Source organism: Rossellomorea vietnamensis (assembly GCF_008180615.1).
Classification (GTDB): Bacteria; Bacillota; Bacilli; order Bacillales; family Bacillaceae_B; genus Rossellomorea; species Rossellomorea vietnamensis_D.
Genome location: NZ_VTEH01000003.1, coordinates 187,059 through 210,795, shown reverse-complemented (window position 1 = coordinate 210,795; position 23,737 = coordinate 187,059). Strand labels below are relative to the sequence as shown.

General features: G+C 42.8%; 23 protein-coding genes. 1 reads left to right on the top strand and 22 read right to left on the bottom strand.

Translation table 11 applies throughout. The features are described from left to right. Window positions 1–53: 53 nt before the first annotated feature. The 11 genes from dinG to FZC79_RS06305 form a co-directional block, all read right to left on the bottom strand. Window positions 54–2,855: an ATP-dependent DNA helicase DinG gene (gene dinG, locus FZC79_RS06355; protein WP_148945976.1), complete on the bottom strand. Its 2,802-nt coding sequence runs from the start codon at window positions 2,853–2,855 to the stop codon at window positions 54–56. 1,261 nt (window positions 2,856–4,116) lie between these two features. Further along, the gene (panD, locus tag FZC79_RS06350) at window positions 4,117–4,500 is read right to left on the bottom strand and encodes an aspartate 1-decarboxylase (RefSeq protein WP_148938588.1); all 384 of its coding nucleotides are present in this window, start codon (window positions 4,498–4,500) and stop codon (window positions 4,117–4,119) included. Then, window positions 4,493–5,359 (bottom strand): pantoate--beta-alanine ligase, encoded by an 867-nt coding sequence (panC, locus tag FZC79_RS06345; RefSeq protein ID WP_148945975.1) that lies wholly within the window; start codon window positions 5,357–5,359, stop codon window positions 4,493–4,495. The genes panD and panC overlap by 8 nt, the downstream gene beginning before the upstream one ends. A 1-nt stretch (window position 5,360) precedes the next feature. Continuing rightward, complete coding sequence (gene panB, locus FZC79_RS06340) at window positions 5,361–6,197, bottom strand: 3-methyl-2-oxobutanoate hydroxymethyltransferase (RefSeq protein ID WP_148945974.1); 837 nt, start codon at window positions 6,195–6,197, stop codon at window positions 5,361–5,363. 324 nt (window positions 6,198–6,521) lie between these two features. Then, complete coding sequence (locus FZC79_RS06335; protein WP_148945973.1) at window positions 6,522–7,502, bottom strand: biotin--[acetyl-CoA-carboxylase] ligase; 981 nt, start codon at window positions 7,500–7,502, stop codon at window positions 6,522–6,524. After that, window positions 7,487–8,677 carry a CCA tRNA nucleotidyltransferase gene (locus FZC79_RS06330; RefSeq protein WP_148945972.1) on the bottom strand — a complete coding sequence of 397 codons (1,191 nt, stop codon included), beginning with the start codon at window positions 8,675–8,677 and terminating at the stop codon, window positions 7,487–7,489. Before FZC79_RS06330 ends, FZC79_RS06335 begins: the two co-directional genes overlap by 16 nt. A gap of 3 nt (window positions 8,678–8,680) precedes the next feature. Then, window positions 8,681–9,811 carry an N-acetyl-alpha-D-glucosaminyl L-malate synthase BshA gene (gene bshA, locus FZC79_RS06325; RefSeq protein WP_148945971.1) on the bottom strand — a complete coding sequence of 377 codons (1,131 nt, stop codon included), beginning with the start codon at window positions 9,809–9,811 and terminating at the stop codon, window positions 8,681–8,683. Window positions 9,812–9,814: 3 nt separating this feature from the next. After that, a complete protein-coding gene (bshB1, locus tag FZC79_RS06320; protein ID WP_148946135.1) occupies window positions 9,815–10,507 on the bottom strand; it encodes a bacillithiol biosynthesis deacetylase BshB1 in 693 nt (230 codons plus the stop codon). Then, window positions 10,497–10,922 (bottom strand): methylglyoxal synthase, encoded by a 426-nt coding sequence (gene mgsA, locus FZC79_RS06315; RefSeq protein ID WP_148945970.1) that lies wholly within the window; start codon window positions 10,920–10,922, stop codon window positions 10,497–10,499. Before mgsA ends, bshB1 begins: the two co-directional genes overlap by 11 nt. A 66-nt stretch (window positions 10,923–10,988) precedes the next feature. Continuing rightward, entirely contained in the window at window positions 10,989–11,789 is an 801-nt protein-coding gene (gene dapB, locus FZC79_RS06310; RefSeq protein WP_148945969.1) for a 4-hydroxy-tetrahydrodipicolinate reductase, read from the bottom strand. Further along, entirely contained in the window at window positions 11,776–12,129 is a 354-nt protein-coding gene (locus FZC79_RS06305; RefSeq protein ID WP_148945968.1) for a nucleotide pyrophosphohydrolase, read from the bottom strand. Before FZC79_RS06305 ends, dapB begins: the two co-directional genes overlap by 14 nt. A 537-nt stretch (window positions 12,130–12,666) precedes the next feature. Between FZC79_RS06305 and FZC79_RS06300 the strand changes: the two genes are divergently transcribed. Continuing rightward, complete coding sequence (locus FZC79_RS06300) at window positions 12,667–13,539, top strand: YitT family protein (protein WP_148945967.1); 873 nt, start codon at window positions 12,667–12,669, stop codon at window positions 13,537–13,539. Window positions 13,540–13,666: 127 nt separating this feature from the next. On the opposite strand, the gene FZC79_RS06295 is transcribed toward FZC79_RS06300, so the two are convergent. The 11 genes from FZC79_RS06295 to aroA all read right to left on the bottom strand — a co-directional run bounded on the left by FZC79_RS06295 (window position 13,667) and on the right by aroA (window position 23,711). After that, window positions 13,667–14,347 (bottom strand): zinc metallopeptidase, encoded by a 681-nt coding sequence (locus FZC79_RS06295; RefSeq protein WP_148945966.1) that lies wholly within the window; start codon window positions 14,345–14,347, stop codon window positions 13,667–13,669. 201 nt (window positions 14,348–14,548) lie between these two features. Next, window positions 14,549–15,340, bottom strand: a complete 792-nt coding sequence (gene ypjB, locus FZC79_RS06290; RefSeq protein ID WP_148945965.1) for a sporulation protein YpjB — start codon at window positions 15,338–15,340, stop codon at window positions 14,549–14,551. Window positions 15,341–15,408: 68 nt separating this feature from the next. After that, window positions 15,409–16,002 carry a DUF1405 domain-containing protein gene (locus FZC79_RS06285; RefSeq protein ID WP_148945964.1) on the bottom strand — a complete coding sequence of 198 codons (594 nt, stop codon included), beginning with the start codon at window positions 16,000–16,002 and terminating at the stop codon, window positions 15,409–15,411. Between the two features lie 137 nt (window positions 16,003–16,139). Further along, complete coding sequence (locus tag FZC79_RS06280; RefSeq protein WP_148945963.1) at window positions 16,140–16,910, bottom strand: menaquinol-cytochrome c reductase cytochrome b/c subunit; 771 nt, start codon at window positions 16,908–16,910, stop codon at window positions 16,140–16,142. Window positions 16,911–16,964: 54 nt separating this feature from the next. Next, window positions 16,965–17,639: a menaquinol-cytochrome c reductase cytochrome b subunit gene (qcrB, locus tag FZC79_RS06275; protein WP_113928639.1), complete on the bottom strand. Its 675-nt coding sequence runs from the start codon at window positions 17,637–17,639 to the stop codon at window positions 16,965–16,967. A 3-nt stretch (window positions 17,640–17,642) separates the two neighbouring features. Next, window positions 17,643–18,158 carry a ubiquinol-cytochrome c reductase iron-sulfur subunit gene (locus tag FZC79_RS06270; protein WP_148945962.1) on the bottom strand — a complete coding sequence of 172 codons (516 nt, stop codon included), beginning with the start codon at window positions 18,156–18,158 and terminating at the stop codon, window positions 17,643–17,645. 146 nt (window positions 18,159–18,304) lie between these two features. Next, window positions 18,305–18,769: a YpiF family protein gene (locus FZC79_RS06265; RefSeq protein WP_148945961.1), complete on the bottom strand. Its 465-nt coding sequence runs from the start codon at window positions 18,767–18,769 to the stop codon at window positions 18,305–18,307. Between the two features lie 289 nt (window positions 18,770–19,058). Next, window positions 19,059–19,601, bottom strand: coding sequence for a ReoY family proteolytic degradation factor (locus tag FZC79_RS06260; protein WP_148945960.1), 543 nt, complete (start codon window positions 19,599–19,601; stop codon window positions 19,059–19,061). Window positions 19,602–19,648: 47 nt separating this feature from the next. Then, the gene (locus tag FZC79_RS06255) at window positions 19,649–20,908 is read right to left on the bottom strand and encodes a tetratricopeptide repeat protein (RefSeq protein WP_148945959.1); all 1,260 of its coding nucleotides are present in this window, start codon (window positions 20,906–20,908) and stop codon (window positions 19,649–19,651) included. A 67-nt stretch (window positions 20,909–20,975) separates the two neighbouring features. Further along, complete coding sequence (locus FZC79_RS06250) at window positions 20,976–21,872, bottom strand: hypothetical protein (protein WP_148945958.1); 897 nt, start codon at window positions 21,870–21,872, stop codon at window positions 20,976–20,978. Window positions 21,873–22,412: 540 nt separating this feature from the next. Beyond that, on the bottom strand, window positions 22,413–23,711 hold the full coding sequence (gene aroA, locus FZC79_RS06245) for a 3-phosphoshikimate 1-carboxyvinyltransferase (RefSeq protein WP_148945957.1): 1,299 nt from the start codon (window positions 23,709–23,711) through the stop codon (window positions 22,413–22,415). Window positions 23,712–23,737: the final 26 nt, after the last annotated feature.

The window sequence follows — 23,737 nt, the reverse complement described above, 5'->3', positions numbered from 1 at the left end:
TACAATTAGAGTACGTTAATCATGAAAATTTATCCGATAAAGTCGAATGGATTTCACAGCCACTCTTCGATCAATTCTACCATTTCATGAAGCTCTCCCTGGCGGACTGGCATATCAGGAATGGAGTCAAGGAACGCCTTGCCGTATCTGGCTGTAACAATCCTTCTGTCGAATACAATCACGATTCCCCTATCCGTGTTTCGTCTTATCAGTCTCCCGACACCCTGCTTGAAACGGAGGATCGCTTCGGGCAGAGAGTATTGAGAAAACGGATTTTTCCCTTCGCTTTTCAAGAAATCACTTTTTGCCTGTGCTACGGGTTCATCCGGCGGTGAAAATGGCAGCCTTACCAGCACAAGACAGGACAGATCTTCACCCGGAATATCAACACCCTCCCAAAAGCTGCTTGTGCCAAATAAAATAGCCTTGTCAAATCTCTGGAAGTTCTTTGTCAGCCTAGTCCTGCTTCCCCCAGAAATTCCTTGTGCCATCAACACGAAGTCATCCAGCAAACCGCTGTCTTTCATTAAATCATGAGTTTTTCGAAGCATATCAAAAGCGGTGAATAACACCAGCATCCTGCCCTTCGTTGCCTGAGCCACACCAATTAAGTGCGTCGCAATGGCTTCAACATATTCATCCAATGACACATTCTGTATTTCAGGAACATCTGTTGGAATGAACAGCTTGGTCATCTCATTGTAATTGAATGGGGAAGAAATCCGGACAGCGTCCACTTCATGGCGTGACAAACCGACTTCTTCCTTAAAATAATTGAAAGAATTCTGGACAGTCAATGTAGCCGAGGTCATAATGGCACATTTCTTTTGATCGAAAAACGAACTCTTTAGTTTTTCCCCGACTGCTGCAAGCTGAGACTGGATCAACAGGCTGTTAGGCAAGGAGCGGAGATCTCCTTCCAGCCAAATCACATCGTTATCTGAAGGAAACATAAATACTTCCCGCAAGTTTGATCTTAGTTCCACCCATTCAACAAGGAAGCTGTACATTTCCTCCAAGGAAGCCTTTTCGGAATCATCCAGGAAGTTTTCTTTCTCCTTCAACATTTCCAACCGGCTTTCCATTTCTCCCTCGATTCTCTTCATTTCGGAGACGACTCGTTCCACACACATGATTGCCGGTCTCCATTCACTGGAATTCAACAGCGAATGGGTAAGTCTCATTTGGATTTTTTGGATTCCTTTTCTCTTTTTTGCCTGCTTTAAGAAGAGAGACGTAATGACCGAAAAGCATTCTTCTATTTCTCTGTAAAAATCATTGACATACTGTTCAAGCTCAAAAGAATGAAGTTTCGGTTGAAGTGAATATTTTTCTATCATTTTTTCCATTTTGAACAAAAGTTGATTTTGATCGATCAGCCCAAGCTGCCCAATGACAAACTTGACTGATAGATAATCGATCATTTTGCCGAAGTGGCTTCTCGCCGACTTCTCCAGATGGTGAGCCTCATCTATGATGACTGTCTCATATTCCGGAAGGAGCCGCCTTTCACTCACCAAATCCGCAAGCAGCATCGAATGGTTGGTGACAATCAAGTCGGCACTCTTGGAAAGATTTCGGGCATGCAGATAAAAGTCCCTGCCGATCCATGGATCCTTTTTGATATGCCAGCCGTCGTGCCTGATTCTATTCCAGAATAATCTTCCGCCGCTTGTCAAATTAAGCTCATCCACATCGCCAGTTTCAGTTGATGTCAGCCAGACAAGAATCTGCATCTTCGTAAGAGCAATATCGTAGTGATTCTCTTCTTCTGTCAAAGACTGCTCAAATTTGAACAAATTCAAGTAGTGGTTCTTTCCTTTCAAGAGAACGGCATTAAAAGGGAATTCCAGCATCTCTCTAAGGAATCCAACTTCCTTCTCCAGAAGCTGTTCCTGAAGCTGAATGGTATACGTGCTCACCACCACCGGAACTTCTTCCTGCTTACTATGCAGGATGGCAGGCAGAAGATAGCCTAAAGACTTGCCCACACCAGTACCCGCTTCGATGATGATGTGCTTATTTTCTGTCATCGCTTCATAAGCCTTATTCATCATCAAAAATTGGCCTTCCCTTTTCTCAAATGAAGATATGGCCGTGGACAACAAAGCAATTTTATCCTCATCCTCTATTGGATAAGCCGCCTCTGATTCATCAACACGCACGTGAGGCTGAACCTTCTTCTTTCTGATGGCGATTCCCCTGAAAACCTCCAGTTCCGGATCAATGTCCTCAATCGATTTTCTCTTTTGGGTAAGAATATTGGAAAAAAGCAGGGATAAATCACTTTTCAGCCAATTGGACAACTTTTCCATATGCTCAAGTGTCACGAGCGGAAGTTCTGCAAGCTTCTCTATAAAATGGATAAGCAATTCTGCCGTGACCAATGCGTCACTATCAGCTTGATGCGGACGGCTGTGGTTAAAGGAAAATCGATCGGAAAGTTCCGTCAGTTTATAACTGTCCGCGGTGGGAAGAGTGATCTTCGCGAGCTCGACAGTATCAAAGGAAGGGCCGGTAAACGTATTGTAGCCGGCCTCCTCCAGCTCAGCCTGGAGAAATCCCAAATCAAATTGGACATTATGAGCACAAAAAACAGCCCCGTCCAGCAGCTCCAAAACTTTTGGGGCTATCTCGGAAAACTCAGGGGCGTCCTTAACCATTTCATCATTGATCCCGGTCAATTCCTCTATAAACGAAGGTATCCTCACACCGGGATTCATAAAAGTGGTATACGAATCTACAACAGCTCCATCTTGGACCACCATTGCAGCTAATTGAATTATTTTGTCTCCCTTTTTCGGGGAGTTACCTGTAGTTTCTAAATCTACTACAACTATTTTATGAGGTACCATAAAATCACACAGCCTTTATCATCTCTTTATCTTCACAAGTGTACCATAATACCTTGGAGCAGAGCCAGAAGAGAGGGTGCTGATATATTTGAATGTCTTTGGATAATCCGAGTTGCCATATGTATAGGCGGTTGCATGCCAATCCGCTATCTGTAAAACAATATACCCCCGGACTGGTGGATACATGAGTTTTGCGTTTTGAGCTGAGATATGTGTTGACTCTAGGCGGGTGGAGACACGAGTCACGGGTTTGCTGCTGAGATATGTATTCACATAGGGATTATAGATACATGAGTTATCGATTTTCTGCCGAGATATGTACCTACTCCGGGCGGGTGGATACATAAGGCATCGGTTTTCTGCCGAGACATGTACCCACACCGAGCTTCTGGATACATGAGGAACCGTTTTTCTACTGAGATATGTACCCACACCCGGCTTCTGGATACACGTGTCATCCGTTTTCTGCCGAGATATGTACCCACATTGAGCTTCTGGATACACGTGTCGTTGGTTTTCTGCTGAGATATGTACCCACACCGAGCTTCTGGATACATGAGGAACCGGCTTTCTGCCGAGACATGTACCCACTCCCAGCTTCTGGATACATGAGGAACCGTTTTTCTACTGAGATATGTACCCACACCGAGCTTCTGGATACATGAGGAACCGTTTTTCTGCTGAGATATGTACCCACACCGAGCTTCTGGATACATGAGGAACCGTTTTTCTGCTGAGATATGTATCCACACCGAGGTTCTGGATACATGAGGAACCGTTTTTCTGCTGAGATATGTATCCACACCGAGCTTATGAATACATGAGGAACCGTTTTTCTACTGAGATATGTACCCACTCCGGGCGGGTGGATACACGAGTCTTGGGTTTGCTGCTGAGATATGTACTCACTCCGGGCTTCTGGATACATGAGGCACAGTCTTTCTACTGAGATATGTACCTACACCAAGAGTCTGAATCACGATCTTCAGATTCTCAACGGAAATATGGATCCACTGCGTCTGTGCTAAAAGATACAAAATTCATAAACCTTAAGAAGAATCCAGTACCCATCCATTCTACGCTGACGGGTCATCAGTCCCTATAACCTCGATGAGCTGGTGCCGCAATAACTTTAAAAATGAGAATTTCCCGCTCAAAAAAAGAAGAGGACGAAACCTTAAACGATTTCGCCCCCATTAGCAGGTACTATTTGTGACTAAAAAATTAGTCACTCATAATTTCCAATGCTATCTACTAAAGATCAATATACCGTTGCTTCCGGCTCTGTTCCCAGCATTTCTACAATATTATTCTTTTCATCCATAATGGCCACTTTCGGGACATGAGTATGTGCTTTTTCATCAGGTACAAGCTTATATGAAATGACGATGATGACATCACCTGGCTGTACAAGACGGGCAGCCGCACCATTCAGGCAGAAAACACCGCTTCCGCGTTCTCCCGGTATGATATACGTTTCAAGTCTTGCGCCATTATTATTATTGACGATTTGTACTTTTTCATTTGGAAGCATACCGACATTATCAAGGATATCCTGGTCAATCGTAATGCTGCCTACATAGTTCAAGTTTGCTTCTGTCACTGTCGCTCTATGGATTTTTCCACTCATCATCGTTCTAAACATGGTGTATCTCCTCCTGTGCCGCTTTGATGATAATGTTATCAATCAGCCGGGCTTTATTAAATTTCACTGCTAAGGCTATTATGAACTCACCCTGTAGTTGATCTATGGGTGTTAATTCAGGATAAGAATAAATTTCGATATAATCAATGATTCCGCTGGTTTCCGCACTGATTCTATTCTGGATATAAGAAATAATGCGTCCGGGATCTGCTTCACCTTCCCTGATTAATCTTTCTGCATCTTTCAGGCTTTTATTCAAAACTGGAGCTTCTATTCTTTCCGAATCGGAAAGGTAGACGTTCCTCGAACTCTTTGCCAAGCCATCATCTTCCCTGACCGTTGGAACACGGACGATATTCACAGGAAAATTCAGGTCGTTAACCAGCCCTTCTATAACAGCTACCTGCTGCGCATCCTTTAATCCAAAATAAGCATTATCCGGGCCCACAATATTGAATAGCTTCGATACCACAGTGACAACTCCGTCAAAATGACCTTCCCGCTTGCTTCCACATAGGACCTGGGTCCGCTCGGTGACATGCATTTTTATAGAAGATCCTGAGTACATTTCATCTGCCTCAGGGAGAAAAAGTACATCTACACCTGCTGACCGGGCAAGCTCGGCATCTCTCTCAGGATTGCGGGGATAGCTTTCAAAGTCCTCATTAGGGCCGAACTGCAGCGGATTCACAAAGATACTCATGACGACTATATCATTTTCCCGCCTGGCCTGCTGCGCCAAGGTAAGATGGCCTTCATGGAGAAAGCCCATTGTCGGCACGAAGCCTACTGTCTTTCCTCTTCGCTTTTCTTTTACTAAAAACTCCTGGATAGAAGAAATTGAGGTATATTTTTTCATGTTACTTCTTTCCCCCATATAAGGATTGCAGTTCTTCTTCTTTCATTGTGAAAGTGTGGCCGACCTCTGGAAACAGCCCTTCTTTAACCTCATGATGATAATTCTGGAGTCCGGCAGCTGCCGCCTCGTTGAAATCTGCGTATTTCTTTACGAATTTTGGGATTCTTTCCACCCCATAGGTCATGATGTCATGAAAGACCAGGACCTGGCCGTCCGTTTCGCTTCCCGCCCCAATGCCGATCACCGGGATATTGATGCTTCTCGACACTTCAGCTGCCAGCTGGCGGGGGATGCATTCCACAACAAGCGCAAACGCACCGGCCTCTTCGCATCTTTTGGCTTCTTCTATAAGTTTTTCAGCCGCTTCTGCCGTTTTCCCCTGTACTTTATATCCGCCAAGCACGCCAACTGATTGGGGAGTAAGGCCAAGGTGGGCAACAACGGGAATTCCTGCTGTTGTAAGGTCAGTAATTGTATCAATTACCTTTCCGCCGCCTTCAACTTTGACTGCATGTGCCCCGCTCTGTTGAACGATGTCCGCTGCAGCTTGTAACGTATCGCGTTTTGAAAGATGATACGTCATAAAGGGCATATCCGTCACCACGAAAGTATCGGGTGCTCCCCTTTTTACCGCCTTTGTATGGTGGATCATATCGTCAAGCGTCACAGCAACAGTAGAATCATAGCCGAGAACAACCATGCCGAGGGAATCTCCCACCAGCAGCATGTCGATGCCGGCCTGTTCTGAAAGCTTGGCAGATGGATAATCATAGGCAGTTACCATCGATATTTTTTCATTTTCACTTTTCATTTTTATAAAATCTGATGTGCTCTTCATTTTCCGTTCCTCCTTTTTTATCAGAGGCGGCGAAACAAATTGTAATAAGGCAGCTTGTGCAGTCCCTTCAAGTAGAAAAAGATGCCGCACTAGAGCCTGACAAAAAGGGACCCTTCCGCTAAAAGGCAGAAGGATCCCGTTAAGTTCATTTTAAAGTTTCGACCCTCCGTCCCTGTCCAGTTGGATCAAGGCAGAAATAAGCTGATATATTCAATTTTAATCTAATGGTGCAGTTCATTTGAGATACTGCCCTTCACTAAACGATTATAACAAAAGAATCGGGGAATTCAATAGAAAAAAAGACTGAAAGAAAACGTTTTCACTTTAATTTAATTCAATATCCGCCGAGTACACCTCATGAATGGCTCCCTTTGCATCTTGTATTCTTAAGACGCCGTCTTCATTGATCCCAAGAGCTTTTCCCTGTATGCTTCCGGTGATGGTTCTAGCTGTAATCTGCCTGCCGATACTGACGGCATAACTTTCCCAAAGCAGCTTAATAGGTGTGAATCCTTTTTCCATATATAAATCATAGTATAACTCTAATTTTTCAAACACCTTTTGAATTAATTTTGCTCTTGATACTTTTTCTTCTTTTTCTAAGGATAAAGATGTAGCAATTGATTTCAGTTCTTCAGGGAAATCATCTGCCTTCTGGTTGACGTTCATCCCGATTCCGATAATAATGGAGTTGATTTTATCCGCTTCAGCCTGAAGTTCTGTCAAAATGCCTGTTACCTTTTTGCCGTGCAGCAAAATATCATTCGGCCACTTTATTTCAGGACTCAAGCCGCATACCTCCTCGATTGCCTGCACAACCGCTACAGCCGCTATCAGAGTAAATTGCGGAGCTCTTTGAGGAGGAAGCTGGGGTTTCAGGATGATGCTCATCCAGATGCCGGTTCCTTTTGGAGAATGCCAGCTTCTCAGGAGCCTTCCTCTTCCCTCTGTCTGCTCATCGGCTATGACCGTGGTTCCTTCCCCGCTGCCTTCCTGAGCAAGGGTATGAGCAATTTTTTGTGTAGACGGAACAGATTCCTTATATTCAATCACTCTTCCAATGGCCCTGGTCCTTAAACCTGGGTAAATCTCTTCCCCGCTCACCCTGTCAGGGGATTTCAAAATCCTGTATCCCCTTTTTTTAACAGCTTCGAAAACAAACCCTTCTTTTCTCAGCTCTTCAATATGCTTCCATACAGCTGTACGGGAGCAGCCGGCTATATCTGCCAGGGCTTGTCCCGATAAAAACTCTCCATCAGCTTTCCTGAAGGCTTCCATTAATTTCACTCTTATTGGTGATTGCAAAGTCCTAACCACTCCCTTATGGTTGATTTTTCATTAGGTACTTCCCCTTGTATAACCGCTCTTTCTGTTTTTTCGATAAGTTCTTTTATCCAAGGACCACCGGTTTTACCGGTCCATTTCATCAAATCATTTCCCGACAAATCCAGTTCATCCCTTTTTTTAATCGGCAAAGAATCATGCATATCCCTTAAGTAACTGTCATCTGCTTTTCCAACAGAAGAATTCAGCACCTGATATACCCTTTCAACATCTATCGCTGCCGGCATTCCTGCTAAATAAACACTGTAAGCGGTCCATTCCTTTTCCATTCTTCTGGAAAGGAACGATGAAGCACTTGAGATATATTTTATTTTCTTAGAAGGAAGTCTCCATTGATTCAAAAAGTCAGAAGAGTATTGAGAAAGATGATTCAGCAGCAGCCACATTTGTCCATATGTCAGGTGATCGACTGGCAGGACAGCAGCAGTTCTTACCACTTCGCTTTTCAATTCCGGCAGAAATTCATAGAGCCTGGTTTCTTCCATCACTTTAAAAGAAGCACGTTTATACGGGGCAGCCAGCAACTTTTCAAATTCTGCTGACAATCTTTCAATAGCAATGTACTGAAGAGTGTCTCGGTTGTTCAAAATACTGTTGAAAGTGTCGGCATCAATACTGAAATCCAGCTGAGCCATAAAGCGGACGGCCCTCATCATTCTAAGGGCATCTTCTTTGAAACGTTCATCCGCATCCCCAACTGTACGGATCACCCTAGCCTTAAGATCTTCCCTTCCCAGAAATGGGTCATGGAGCTCCCCTGAACTGTCCATCGCCATGGCATTAATCGTAAAATCCCTTCTCTGGAGATCTTCTTTCAAGGACGTAATAAAAGTCACTGAATCCGGTCTTCGATGATCTTTATAATCATCCTCGCTCCTGAAAGTAGTGATTTCATAGGGAGTTTGGTTATAAACTGCAACCACCGTCCCGTGTTCAATTCCAACATCTATTGTTTTAGGAAAAACCGCCTTCACTTGGTGGGGTAAAGCTGAAGTGGCAATATCAATATCATTTGTTTTTCTATTTAAAAGAAGGTCTCTTACGGAACCTCCGACAAAGTAAGCCTGATATCCTGCGTCTTCCAATTCCTTCAGGACAGGCAATGCCCGTTGAAATAGGTCAGGAAGCATTATCATCACCTACCCTTCTACTGTAAGCTTTCCGTAAATTTGTTCATATTGATCTACAATTTTGCTCCAATGAAACTTTGATCTGGCCGTCTCCAAAGCGTTTTCCGAGAGATCCTGATAAAGTTTCTCATTTGTGAGCAATGACACAGCCTTTTCCGAAACAGAATCAACAGCTCCTAAAGGACAAATATACCCATTGACTCCATCTTCAATCACTTCCGGTATCCCGCCAATGTCAGTCCCAATGCAAGGTACTCCGCAGGCCATCGCTTCAAGAGCCACCAGTCCAAAGCTTTCTTTCTCTGAAAGCAGAAGCATAAGGTCACTGAGCGAATACAGTTCTTCAAGGCTATCCTGTTTACCGAGAAAAAGGACCTTCTCTTTAAGCCCAAGTTCCCTGACCAGCTGGCAGATGACCGTCATTTCCGGTCCGTCGCCAACCAAGAGGAGTTTAGCAGGAATCTCCTTGGCAATCCTGCTGAATGCCTGAACCACATCTTGCACCCTCTTGACACCCCTGAAATTCGAGACATGAATGATGACTTTTTCTTCCGGAAGTAAACCGTATTCTTTTTTCAGATGCTCAGAATCTACCTTGCGATAAACTCGTTCATCGATAAAATTATAAACGGTCTCAATGTCCTTGTCTGGTGTAATAAGACTATATGTCTGGTCGACAAGCGCGTGTGATACTGCTGTAACATGATCTGACTGTTCAATGCCAAAACGGATGGCTTCTGTTAACGATGGGTCGTACCCCAGTACCGTTATATCCGTTCCATGCAATGTGGTGACAATCTTAAGATCGGTATCTGCCATTTGTTTTGCCAGTATCGCGCAGACAGCATGCGGCACTGCATAGTGGACATGCAGAATGTCCAGGTTTTCCCTTTTCGCAACCACAGCCATCTTATTAGCGAGGGCTATGTCATAAGGTGCGTGCTGAAAGACAGAGTACTGACTCACCTCTACCTGATGATAATAAATATTCGGATACATTCTATTAAGTCTGAAAGGAACACTGGAAGTGATGAAATGGATTTCATGTCCTCTTTCAGCGAGAAGTTTACCAAGTTCAGTAGCCACTACCCCTGACCCGCCGACCGTAGGATAGCAGGTGATTCCTATTTTTAATTTCATAAACTACTCTCCTAATAAGTCCTTGTCGACAATCAAAGCGGTATGAGCAAAAAACCCTTCTGCAAATGAAAGACCGGCTGCTTTGCCCATCATTCTTTCCCTTGCCTCTACCGATTCAAGATACCCTTCTGTCAGAGGAGTAGAAATACTTCCCTCCCTGCTGATAAATTGACTTTGATATGCTTCCAGGCTTTTTATTTTGGTCTCTATGTATTGATCTATATCTATGACAAAATCAGGCTTGTGAAAACCGTTTATCATATAAAAATATAATGCTATTGGTTTATGCGGTTCTCCTTCTCCATACTTTTTAATACCAGCTGAAAAGAAAGCTTCTTTCACCAAGGAAGAGGCATTCCCATGATCCGGGTGCCTGTCGGCTTCATATGGAGCAAATACGATTTTTGGTCTGTACTGTCTGATGACATGTACGATTTGATCAATATAGTCTTTCTGTATGTAAAGTCCCCTGTCAGGCAAACCAATGTTCACCCTTTCCAATACACCTAATATGGAGGCTGCGTCTTCAGCCTCTTTTTCCCTTGTTTCAGGTGTGCCGTTAGAGGACAGTTCTGCTCTGGTCAAATCGCATATCACTATTGTCTTCCCGGCTGCTGCATACTTGGCCAGCGTGCCGCCCATGCCGATTTCTACATCATCTGAATGGGCACCGAATGCCAGGATATCAACTTCCATTACCGTCATTCTCCTTTTGCTCCTTCACAACCTCCCGCCAGTGAATATCTCCTCGCTGCAGCCCTCTGATAATGATTTCAGCCGTACCCATATTGGTTGCCAAAGGAACAGAGTAGACATCACAAAGGCGGATGAGAGCTGTTACGTCCGGTTCATGAGGCTGTGCAGTCAATGGATCTCTGAAAAAGATGACAACATCCATTTTATCATTGGCGATGAATGATCCAATTTCCTGATCACCGCCGAGCGGGCCTGACTTAAATCTGTGCAGGTCTAAGCCGGTCTCTTCCATTATTCTTGATCCAGTTGTCCCAGTGGCATATAAATTGTGTTGTTGAAAAATATCCTTGTATGCCAATACGAAACGAATTAAATTATCCTTCTTCTTATCATGTGCGATTAAAGCAATATTCAAAACTTTCACTCCTCAACTCGAAGTAAAGCCCCCTGCGAGATTTACTCTTGCAGATCGGCCTCCGTTTTAATCCAGTATATTCTCCAGTCCGTAAACCAATGTATCAAGCTTCATGACCGTATCAACACATACTTTAACCCCTGACATGAAGGAAGCTCGGTTATAGGAGTCATGTCGGATGGTCAAACTTTGACCTTCAGCGCCGAACATGACTTGCTGATGTGCAATAAGTCCAGGCAGACGAACACTGTGAATGTGCATCCCCTCATAGTCTGCCCCTCTTGCGCCTTCTATTGTTTCCTTTTCCTCAGGATGGCCCTGTACCTTCATTTTCCTTTGGGAAGCAATCATTTCAGCCGTTTTCACAGCTGTACCTGAAGGCGCATCAAGCTTTTGGTCATGATGAAGTTCAATGATTTCAACGTCAGAAAAGTACTTTGCTGCCATTTGGGAAAACTTCATCATCAAGACTGCTCCAACAGCAAAATTGGGTGCAATGATACAGCCTAATCCTTTTTTCTCCGCCAAATCTTTCAATTCAGCCAGCTGTCCCGAGGAAAATCCAGTTGTACCTACCACAGGCCTCACTCCGTATTCCAAAGCTGTTTTTGTATGTAAATAACCTGTTTCAGGGATTGTCAAATCAATCAGGACATGAGGAGCTTCGGTATCAAAGCACTCCTTAATATCTGTATAAACAGGAACATCGGATCCAGAGAAGCCCTCTAAATCACTCAGCCTTTTTCCTTCGTGCTTATGATCCAGCACACTGATCAGCATGAATTCCTCTGTACTTTCTACCATTTTTACAGCTTCCCGGCCCATTCTTCCCCTTGGACCAGCTATCGTCACTTTAATTGCTGCCATTGATTCCTTCCCCCTCTTTTCTTGTCCATCGGTCTTTATCTCTGGTATTAAATTTATGCATAACTGAATTATGTGCAGTTTCGAGGTCAATCCCCAGTGAATTGGCCAGGCATGTGACGACAAAGAGAATATCGCCAAGCTCTTCTTCTATGGTGTTTTCTTCTTCAGTACTTTTTTTCGGCTTTTCACCGTGGTAATGATTGACTTCTCTTGCCAGTTCACCCATTTCTTCTGTGAGTCTGGCCATCATTGCGAGCGGACTGAAGTACCCTTCTTTAAACTGCCCTATGTATGTATCTACTTCGATCTGCATTTCTTTAATAGTTTTATTTTCTCCCATAGTAACACCTCGCTAATTTCTTCTATTATGTTAGCTAAAGAATTGATTTTTGACAAATAATTAAACCATGGCTGCTTTTTTATGTTTCTGTACAAATGTTGTTAATCCGCCGGGGCTGATTATCCTTTTACAGAAAATTATACCTTCTCAGCCATAGTTTGTGCCTCAAAAAAACAAGGGCTTTTCTAACTGCTTCGATATTTCAACAACAGCATTCGGACTCTGCAAATTTTAATAATTACTACTTTTCACATTGCTCTTTTCTCAAGATGCTGCCAGATTTATATTGTAATTTGAATCATGAAGCCTCTTTGAAATTTCAGGCAGAGCATAAGAAAAACTACAGAAAAAAAGCCTTATTGATAGTTTACATCTCTTCCTATATAATTGCTCTGTTATAAGAAAAGAATACGGCGGTTGTCTTCAGGAGCAGGACATCAATGAAAGTGATCACCCTGAAAATATTGAATAATGGCATAAATAATCAGCCGGTATACTGCTCTTATATTTACTTAATGAAAGATTGGAGGAACAATCATGTTACTCGGACTGCGTGTCAAAAATACATTTTTCATCATTCTCGGTTCTGCAATCTTTGCATTTGGACTAGTCCATTTCAACATCCAGAATGAACTGGCAGAAGGCGGGTTTACAGGCATAACGTTATTATTATACTTTCTTGCCGGCATTGACCCTTCTTATTCTAACCTTGCCTTGAACATCCCTATCTTCTTTATCGGTTGGAAATTTTTAGGAAGGCGTGCTTTTTACTATACCATCATCGGTACGATTGCACTTTCTGTATTTCTATGGATTTTCCAAAGATACCAAGTCAGAATCCCATTGGAGGGTGATTTATTTCTTGCCGCTCTTTTTGCCGGAGCTTTTCTCGGCGTAGGACTTGGAATCATTTTCAGATATGGGGGAACGACCGGCGGTGTAGATATTATTGCAAGGCTCGTTCATAAATATGTAGGTTGGAGCATGGGGAAAACTATGTTCATCTTTGATGCCCTTGTCATAGGGGTTTCCCTTATTACGTACTTAGGATACAGGGAAGCCATGTACACCCTTGTGGCCGTATTTGTGGGGGCAAGAGTGATCGATTTCATGCAGGAAGGTGCCTATGCAGCCAGGGGGGCTATGATCATCTCTGATAAGCATGAGGAAATTGCAGATACGATCAATGAAAAAATGGACAGGGGAGTTACCGTCCTTAAAGGACACGGCTCATTCACAAAAGAAAACCGCAATGTCCTTTATTGTGTGGTTGGAAAAAATGAAATTGTACGTTTAAAGAATATCATCAGCTTTGTCGACCCCCATGCTTTTGTTTCTGTCACGGTGGTTCACGATGTACTCGGTGAAGGTTTCACTCTTGATGCAAATAAGAATCCTCTTGAGGACTAAAAAAAGTGCTTCCCGATTGGGAAGCACTTTTTTACTCTGATAAGAAAGCACAGGAGTTACGTATTGGAGTTGGGACTGCGTTTCTGAATCCAGCTCCAAATCCCAAGCTGGCTTTTCAGCTTTCTAATTAATCTTCTCCCTGCATACCTGTGTAAATCATCAGCAGACGAAGCAGTTCAATAAGCGCAACAGCTGCAGCAGCCACGTACGTCAACGCAGCAGCATTCAACACTTTTTTCGCATGGCGTTCTTCTTCATTACGAATCAATCCCAGTGAAACGATTTGATTCATCGCCCTGGAGGAAGCATTGAATTCCACCGGCAGGGTGATAAATTGGAACAGAACCCCGGCAGCCATTAAGACGATACCCAATAGGAACATTCCTGATAGCTGGCTGAAGATCCCTATTAAGATAAACACAAATGACAAGTTGGAGCTGATATTCGCTACAGGGACAAGTGCATGTCGAAATCTTAGAAAAGCATAGCTCTCACTGTCCTGAATTGCATGTCCTACTTCATGAGCAGCGACTGCAGCACCAGCAACCGAATGGCCATGGTAATTATCAGGTGATAATGCAACGGTTTTATTTAAAGGGTTGTAATGGTCACTCAGAAAACCGCGTCCTTCAACCACTTTCACATCGTACAGTCCGTTTTCATTAAGAATACGGCGGGCCATTTCCGCCCCAGTCATTCCTGAAGTAGTGGCAACCCTAGAATATTTCTTAAATGTTCTCTTAACATTCATACTTGCCAAAATCGGTATTAGTGATATTAAAATGAAATAAAGGATAAATCCTCCCATTTCAAACCTCCATCTAGATGTAATTATTGGCTCTTTTCGTAAACTTTGCTGCTATGCAATATAAAAATCTCCATTATTGAGCGAAAATACCCCTATTAAGTAATTCAGGGGAAACATATGGCGCTTGAGATTTTCCCGAAAACAACAATATTTTAGAAAACAGCCTAATTACTTAAATTTTATCTTCTCCAGTATTGGTTGTCAATCCTTTTGCCTCTCAGAGCGGGACTGCTCAGATTCCCCTTTATATTTTCTCCAGCCTACATAAGATAATGTAAGGATAATAATACTCCCTGTGGTGGTGATCACCCACCAGAGCGAAGGGTCTGCTTCATCTTCTGTGAGACCATCGAATAGTTTTTCCAAATCATCTTCCAAGGTATTCAATTCATTGATTGTCTCCGTGCTGCTTCCACTTTCACTTCTATAGCGATCGATGAATGTAATCCTTGAATCAAGCTGCTGTACTTTTTCTACAGGAACATCCAACTTAATGCTTGGCTGGATGATGCTGTACTTTGTCAAAAATTGATTAAGGGTCGAATGATATGCTTCTGTATCTCCCTCATTTGCTGCCGTCTGCATCTGCTGGAAAGCTGACATAATCGGCTTTTCCATTTCGGTCCATAAAGGCTGGTGCTGTGAGGATATTGTATCCATGACAAGCCTGAAAGTAATGACCGAATCGATTCTCTGCTCTATCGACTCAGAGGTATTAGCAAGAGATTGCAAAGCTCCTTCATGCGCCACAGTAAGAATCCGGAGTTCATCCATGGAAAAGGAACGGTCTCTTGCATTCACTTCAGAAAACTTGTCCGAAAAATATTGTAAAAGCTGCTTCGCTTCATCAAACCTGCCCGATTTGGTCATTTGCAAGGCCTCGTCCGCAATCGTATCCAGCTCCTTCAAAGAAGCCTCTTCAGCTGATGTGTGCATAGGAAAGCTTATCATTAAAAGGATGAGCGCTATAAAAATCGACCGTAATAATTTCATACTTGTCCCCCCTCAAACTACTAATAAAGTGTATGAGGACAAGGGCAAGAGTAGACCTCCAAATTCTATTACTGCAGTGGAATTACGCGTCTTTCCACTCTTTGTGTAAAGTAATAGCATAGAAGAATCGAAAATAAACTCAACCAGAATGTAAAGTATCCTATTTCGCTGATATAAAGATGAAGCTGCGAATAGACGGGATACTGCATGAATACGTAATCAATGATATCGTTGTGCAGTGTCCATATAGAAGCAGCAATAATATGCCAGATCCTTACACGGTAATACGGAGAGTAAAGAATCCCCTGAACTGCCATGGCAAAGTGAGAACCTATTAACATATATCCTTCCCACGAAAGGTAACCAGTGACCCCGTATGTCAGCAGATTCATGACAACCGCCCAAATACCATATTTGAATAAAGTTATAATTGCCAAAGCTTCCATTAGAGGCCAATTTTTCCCCCTTAATAAAGCCGCCACCACGAAACAAAAGAAGAGACTCGCTGTAGGACTGTCCGGGACAAAAATCATAAACTGGGGAGCCGTTCTTTCCAATTGAGGAAGATACCAAATGTATCCGTAAATGGTGCCCAGTATATTGATAACAAGCAGCAGGACCAGAAATGATTTATGTGTTAAGTAGGAATATAGTTGAATCATACTTTCTCCTTTTCATATCCATAATCACTATAAACAGTTATGTATAACATTATAAGGAAAAGCGAGAAGTTTTTCATTCCCGTCATGCCCATTATTTCATTCAAAAAAAGATCCGGCATCAGCCGGATCTCTTGTCTTTATTCACTTTCAAGTCCAGCGATGAATGCTGCAAGAGTTTCAAGTTCTTCGTCAGTACCTTCAAACAACCCGGCAGGCATTCCCGGCGGCTTTCCGTTCACTGCGATATCAGCGATTTCTTCTTCGGTAAGCTCTAAGTTAGCTAGTGAAGGTGCAGTCGAACCACCCTGAAGTGTATCGCCGTGACAGTTGATACAACCGTTTTCCTGATAAATCTGGTAGCCTTCAGACTCCGTATCAACTTCCACTTCTGCTACGATTTGCCCTTGCTTCTTAGCTGCATCCCAATCATGGTTAACGACAGATTCCCAAGTAAGGAATATAGTCGCTGCAAGAGCCAGAAGCATAAATCCTGTAGCAAATGGACGTTTCACCGGGCGGCGTTCAACTCCACGGTCGATAAATGGAGCCAGAAGAAGTGCTCCAAATGCAATCCCTGGAATTACAAATGCACCGATGACATTATATGGACCTGATGCATAAGTATACTTCAATAATTGATAAAGAAATAAGAAATACCAGTCTGGTAATGGAATATATCCCGCATCCGTTGGATCGGCAATACGTTCTAACGGTGATGGGTGAGCGACCGTCAGACAAAGATAACCGATTAAGAATACCGCTCCGACCAACCATTCTTTTAATAAGAAGTTAGGCCAGAAGGCTTCCGTTTTTCCCGGGAACTCGGAATAATCTTTCGGAATATTAGGCTTACGTTCTGCAGGCACACGAGAATCGCCTACGAACTTCATCCCTTTCCCTCTATGCATAGTGTCCCCTCCTTTTTAGTTAAAGTGAATCAATAACCTCATTGTATTAAGATTTTACAACGGACCTGAAATCCCTTGTTTACGGATCATCAGGAAGTGAGCTCCCATTAATCCCAGCAATGCTGCAGGCAGGAAGAACACATGGATGGCAAAGAAACGGGTAAGAGTCTGAGCTCCTACGATCGAAGCATCACCGGCAAGCAGGATTTTAACTTGTTCCCCGATGAAAGGAGTCGCAGCCGCAATTTCCAAGCCGACCTTAGTCGCAAATAGCGCTTTCATATCCCATGGGAGTAAGTATCCTGTGAAACCAAGACCAAGCATTACGAAGAAGATAAGCACTCCGACAACCCAGTTCAATTCACGAGGTTTCTTGTATGCTCCTTGGAAAAAGACGCGCAGTGTATGTAAAAACATCATTACAATAACTAAACTCGCTCCCCAGTGGTGCATACCCCGGACAATTTGTCCGAAAGCTACTTCATTTTGAAGATAATAAACAGATTGCCAAGCATTTTGAATATCCGGAACATAGTACATTGTCAGGAACATACCAGACAAAATTTGGATGACTGTCACGAAGAAAGTCAATCCGCCAAAGCAGTAAACAAATGCAGAGAAATGATGTGCAGGGTTAACATGCTCAGGCACTTCGTGGTCAGCGATATCCCGCCATAAAGGCGTAATGTCCAAACGCTCATCAACCCAATCATACATTTTGTTAAGCACGGATTACGCCTCCTTTACTAAATTATTTGCTTCCGGTTTCCCAAGGTACAGAATACCGTCTTTAACTTGTGTTGGATATACATCCAACGGTGATACCGGCGGAGTTCCAGGAACATTGTTCCCGTTTTTCTTGTAAAGACCGCCATGGCATGGGCAGTAGAACATATTTTCATTGTTCTTGTCGCCATTCCAGTTAACTGTACATCCCAAGTGTTTACAAACAGGTGAAAGTGCAATGATTTCATCATTTTCATTTTTGTAAACCCAAGCCGTCTGAGTAACGTCAGAAGTGTACCATGCATCGACTTGCTCGTAGCTGTAATCCACACGCACAGGTTCAGTTGTTATTTCATCAACTCTTTGCTTCGTTGCAATGAAGTCTCCACCTGCTTCCGCTTTCAAAACAGGATCCACTGCAAATCGAACCATTGGCATCAACATTCCAGCAGCCATGAAACCGCCTACACCAGTAAGCGTATAATTAAGGAATTGACGTCTAGATACTCGTTGTTTGCTCATCCTTATCCCCCCTCTATCGTAAGGTCAGTCCGATGGACATTTTTCGCACAAATATAAAACTAGGACATAATAATGATATATTAATCTCTCTATCAGGTCAATAACTCAGTCCTTTAAAAAGATGTCAACAATGTGACTTTTTTCAATCAGCCTTCACTCTGCCATTTTTTCACGATGACATTCAAGAGCTGTTTAACCTGATCATCCATGATTGAATGCTTATATTTCTCATCCATATTATCCAGCGGGATTGAAGGAAGCCACATGAGGCTGCGTTCAAGTTCATCGCTGGTGAATCTCCAATCGCTGTCCGAAGTCAGGAAGAAAACATATTGAAAACCTGAATCTATCATTGTGTCTCTCCATTGCTTCAGCCTCTTTTCTGCAAGGCCTTCTTCTTCGCTTTTAAGATATGTAAAGGAAGGAAATAACATCAGCCTGCCTTTAAATTGATGCTCCAGATGCATGGCTAATAAAGAAATGAACTCTCCTTGTACAGCAGATGTCTTCATTTCCTCATCGAACCCAAGCGGAAGAAGCGGAATAATTGCTGTATCTATATACTTTTTCTCTTTCATATAAGTTTCTACTTCTTTTCCATTCCAATTCACTATACCACACCTCTTATTTGTTCTTCTTGCGGAATATGATATCACTTTAGAGAAGACTTTGAAAGGTTAACGAAACATGGGAAATCCAAAAGTGTAAATATCACAGTGTTTTTTAAAATTAATAGGTGTTTTCAAGTAATACCCCCGCAAAGATTATGCCTAGTGAAAAGTAATAAACGGCTCCACGAGGCGGGCGGTGAATCGAAAATCGGCAGCGGCAGTATAAGTTACAATGCCTTTAAAGACCCACAAAAAAGCTGACAATCCTGTTAGATTGTCAGCTCCACGGTCAAACCGGCAAGTTCTTTAATTTTGAAGTCAATTCCCTGAACTTCTTTTTATCATTTCTATCCAAAGCATCATCGATGGCATCGAGGATTTTCTGTCTCTGATAGGTTTCTATACTTGATTTTAGAAACTGCTCCGCTATAATCCTGTCTTTCTCATTAATTAACAAGTATTTCGGCATGAAAGGATTTTCTTCACGGACCGCGGCATACTGGTATGAAGCATTGGCTTTAGTGAAATTGAGCTGAATATAAATATCCTCATCCTTATTCAGCCTGATATCATGAAAAGATTTTTCAGCATCCGTTGTCATAATGTTCTCTTTATAAAACCTGAACGGTACTTCCTCTACACAATGGGTGGACATGACCAGCCCTCTTGGACAATATTGTGCTTCTTCAACAAAATGAACTTTTTTCATTAGCTGGTCATGGCTCATAAGGTAATTCAGAATCCAGACACACTCACGTCTCTTCAGCTGGTAACGATTTAAGAACCACCGGATGAAATCCTTTTTCTCGTTGACAGATACAGGGGTCTTCATTCATTTCCCTCCTCTGCGTATTTTGTCCTGCAGTGTTATACAGGCAGTCATTCTTCCAACCTTTCAATCATCATAGCCCACTCTTCATTTGTTGGGTCTTTCTGTACCAATTCATTAAATACTTCTCTGGCCTCTCCTCGTTTTCCTTCTTCGATAAGGAAATATCCATATTCCTGAAGAAAGTCTGGATGTTCTTTAAAGAAAGTATATGCAAGGCGGTATTGTTTTAATGCTTCTTTATAATCCTCTGTTTTTTCATATGCTGCCGCTGCGTCCCAATGAAGCTGGGGATCTTCCTCTCCTTCACTCTCCATCAATTTAATGATTTCAAGAACATCTTCGTATCTTTCCTGACGGAGGAAGAGTTTGTTCAAGGTCAGAGCTGCTTCCATATAGCCCTGGTCAAGCGCCAGGGATTCACGCATGAATTTTTCAGCATCCTCTTCCATGCCGAGCTTCAAGGAAATTTTCCCTCCGTGGAATAGAAGTTCCTTGTTGAACTCGTCATGAGTAATCCCTTCTTTCACTGTTTCCAGACTCTTATCAAGCTCCTCTTCGTGTTCGTATGCCTTGGACAGGAGCAGATACAGCGAGTTATAGTCAGGATCCAGTGCTTTCACAGATTCCAATTTTTCTATCGCCTTGGTATAGTACCCCGCTTGATAGGCTGTAAAGGCATAGCCAAACAGCGTATTGATTTCCAAATGCTCATCAAGAGCCTTCTCGTAATGATCCAGTGCCTGTTCAAAGTCTCCCCCGGCACTGAGAGCCTCACCCATCCTTTGATGGACATCCACTCCGCCGACATTCGTCTTTTGAGCTTTAAGGACATTTTCGTAAGACCGGATCGCTTCGAGAAACTTTCCTATCTCAAGGTAAAGTTCGCCAAGCGCAAAATCAATCACTGGTTCTGCCGGGAGAATCTTCTTAGCCTGAAGCAGCTTTTGCTCACTCACTTCAAAAAGCCCCTGCATTTGATACAAGTCTGCTTGTAGCAGCAAGGCCCTCGGATAGTCAGGGTCCCCTTCCCCCATTTCTGAAAGCAGTTCAAGGGCACCTTCCTCATCATCCATTTCAACGAGGACTTCCGCAAGGGTCACAATCAGCTCACCTTCACCAGGGTAGCTTGCTAAAAGCAGTTCGAGCAATTCTTTTGTCTCTTGCAAAAACCCTAAGTGGTAAAGATTTTCTGCAAGTGTAAACTTCTCTTCATCAGTACCTAGATTCTTCACCCGCTTGAAATGTTTTGCAGCGTTGTCAAGGTCTCCTTGTTCCAGTGATGTCAGCATTTCTTCTGCATAGTTCATATCAAAAATCCTTTCTTCTACAAATACTTTTATAGAAGGGTTAATTAGAAATTATATCAAGAGATGATCACGTTAAATAGCCGGGATTTTTAATAATCAATTCTTCCCCGATCCCTGGCTGAAAGAAGCATCTTCCATTAGACATAAGTACTTTACCCTTGTTTACTGTAAGAATTAACATATGATTATCATAAAGAAATGATTGGCAATGGGCAACTATTTCAGAGGCTGGGCTTTCATATAGGTTATAACTAATTTCTCCGCCCACCATGAAATTCCCTTTAAGAGGAAAGATACCAATTTTTTTCAAAATCTGCAGGGGCAGCGGCTTTTTGGTGGAGATTGGTGACTGAATATGCGGAACTCCTTGATCTGATAGGATTTCCTGCCATGAATTTACTAACCTGTCTCTTTTCCTTTTGTCGATTTCTGTTGAAATAAGAGGACAAAAAACCAACGGGTAACCATATGAGGCTTCTTTTACCCATCCCCACGCTATGTTCCTTAGATCTTCTTCTGATGAAAATTCAATAAAAACCGCAGGAATCTTACTCCGCTTCAACCTCCTGATAAGTTCGGGTGTAATCACCTTGGCTTTACACCGGAGGACAATGACATAATCTATTGGACTGCTCAGCAGCGAAGTCCTCAAGCGTCTTAAATTCATTTCAAATTGCGAGTGATAATCTATTGAAAATGACGTAACCAGGGTTGTGCACCCTTTCATAATGAATTCAGTTGTAAAATACGACTTGAAATGGTCAAATTTTAAAAAATCAGGAAGTTCAAGATCTGCCATAACGTGGACAGGCGACATCAAGAAAGGGGAAACATTCATCCGCGGGAAAGTATAACGTTTAAAGTTTGAATTAATTGATCGAATTCTATTATCTTGTATAAGCATGGTGATATCTCTTCTCCGGTCATACTCAATACAGGGTACATTTTCTATAATATAAGCCATCGCCAGCTCTCCCTTCTTCTCTTAAGACAAGCTATGAGAAAAAGAGCAAAGTGATGACAAATTATTGATAATTTAGATTCTCTATTATCCTATGGAAATGCACTGCTAGTTTCCTCAAGAGACACATTCCTCAGTGGGGGGCCAAACGGTATCCGGCGTTTTAGATACAAAAAATTCCCGGCTCCTCTTAATATCCTTTTGAAAACGAAGGGAGTGAACAAATAGTCTGCTGGAGTTCCAAGAGACATCGAAGACCCTGTAAAAGAAATCGAGAGATTCAATCTGCCCCGGACATTTTTGATATAAGAAAAAGGCGTCTCCGTTCGACCCTTGAACAGAAACACCTTTCAGAGATGAATTTTAGTAATGGCTCTTTACGTAAACTTTGCTGCTATTTGATACTAATTCTGAATAAATAAACAAAATTTACTTGAATAACCTAAGAGCTGCTCTTCCCGATTAGATAGAAAACCTTTAGTATCCGGAGAAAAATCCGGCTCTTGAGGGTTTTCCAACAGCCACACTATTTGAGAAAACAGTCTAAGTAATGGACAATGAAGCAAGGTCTGAATAAAACGCAGGAAAAGAGATATTGACGGCATCGGCATTTTTCAAGGTGACTTCTTCTTTGCTGAGCAAAGCTGCCACAGCGAGCGTCATGCCTATTCTATGATCTCCCATGGAATCAACCGTCCCGCCATATAATTCGGTTTTTCCATTAATGATCATGCCATCCTCCGTGCTTTCAATATCGGCTCCAAGGACCTTCAATTGAGAGACAATGGCATCAATCCGGTTGGTTTCTTTCACTTTCAGTTCTTCTGCATCTTTGATGATCGTACGCCCTTCTGCTTGCGTAGCCAGTAAGGCGATTACAGGGAGTTCATCTATCAGTGAAGGGATAATTTCTCCACCAATCTCAATTCCTCTTAGTGACGAAGTTTCAACCGTAATGGTACCCCTCTCTTCAAATTCATTGTTTTCTTTTGATTTTACTACCGTAATATTCGCACCCATTCTTTCCATCACTGTTATGATTCCTGTTCTTGTCGGATTAAGCCCAACATCCTGCAGGACCAATGTACTGCCAGGCACTATTGCAGCTGCCACAAGGAAGAAGGCGGCTGAAGAAATGTCTCCAGGGACTCTAACTTCTGTTCCTTTGAATTGCTGACCACCGCTCACAGTAATCAAGCCATTCTCATTGCTGATATCGCCGCCGAATTTTTTGATCATTGTTTCGGTATGATTACGAGTAGAAACCGGTTCCTTAATAGCCGAAATCCCATCTGCTTGAAGGGCTGCAAAGATCATGGCTGATTTCACTTGCGCACTTGCTACTGTAAGGTGGTAATCAACAGGAGAAAGCTTTCCTCCCCTGATGGACAAAGGGGTGAATTCTCCATTTCTCCGGCCGGCTATATCTGCTCCGAAAAGACTGAGGGGGCCTGTGACACGTTTCATAGGCCTCTTGGCAATGGATTCATCCCCCACAATGACAGAATGAAACGGCCGTCCTGCCAACATACCGGCCATCAGTCTGGCGGTCGTACCGGAATTTCCGACATCTAGAATATCCTCAGGCTCTTTAAGGCCTTCCCAGCCTTTGCCGTAGACAATTACCTTATTATCCTCTTCCTCTATTTCCAGTCCCATTTGCTTAAAGCAGGTCATCGTACTGATGCAATCTTCTGCTTTCAAAAAATTATGGATGACCGTTGTGCCCCTGGCAATCGCTCCGAACATAATAGAGCGATGGGAGATGGACTTGTCGCCGGGCACCTTCATTTCCCCTTTAATCCCATTGCTCATAAAAGCTAACTTTTTCGAAGATTCCATAACAGCCTCCCTAGTTAACGATGTGT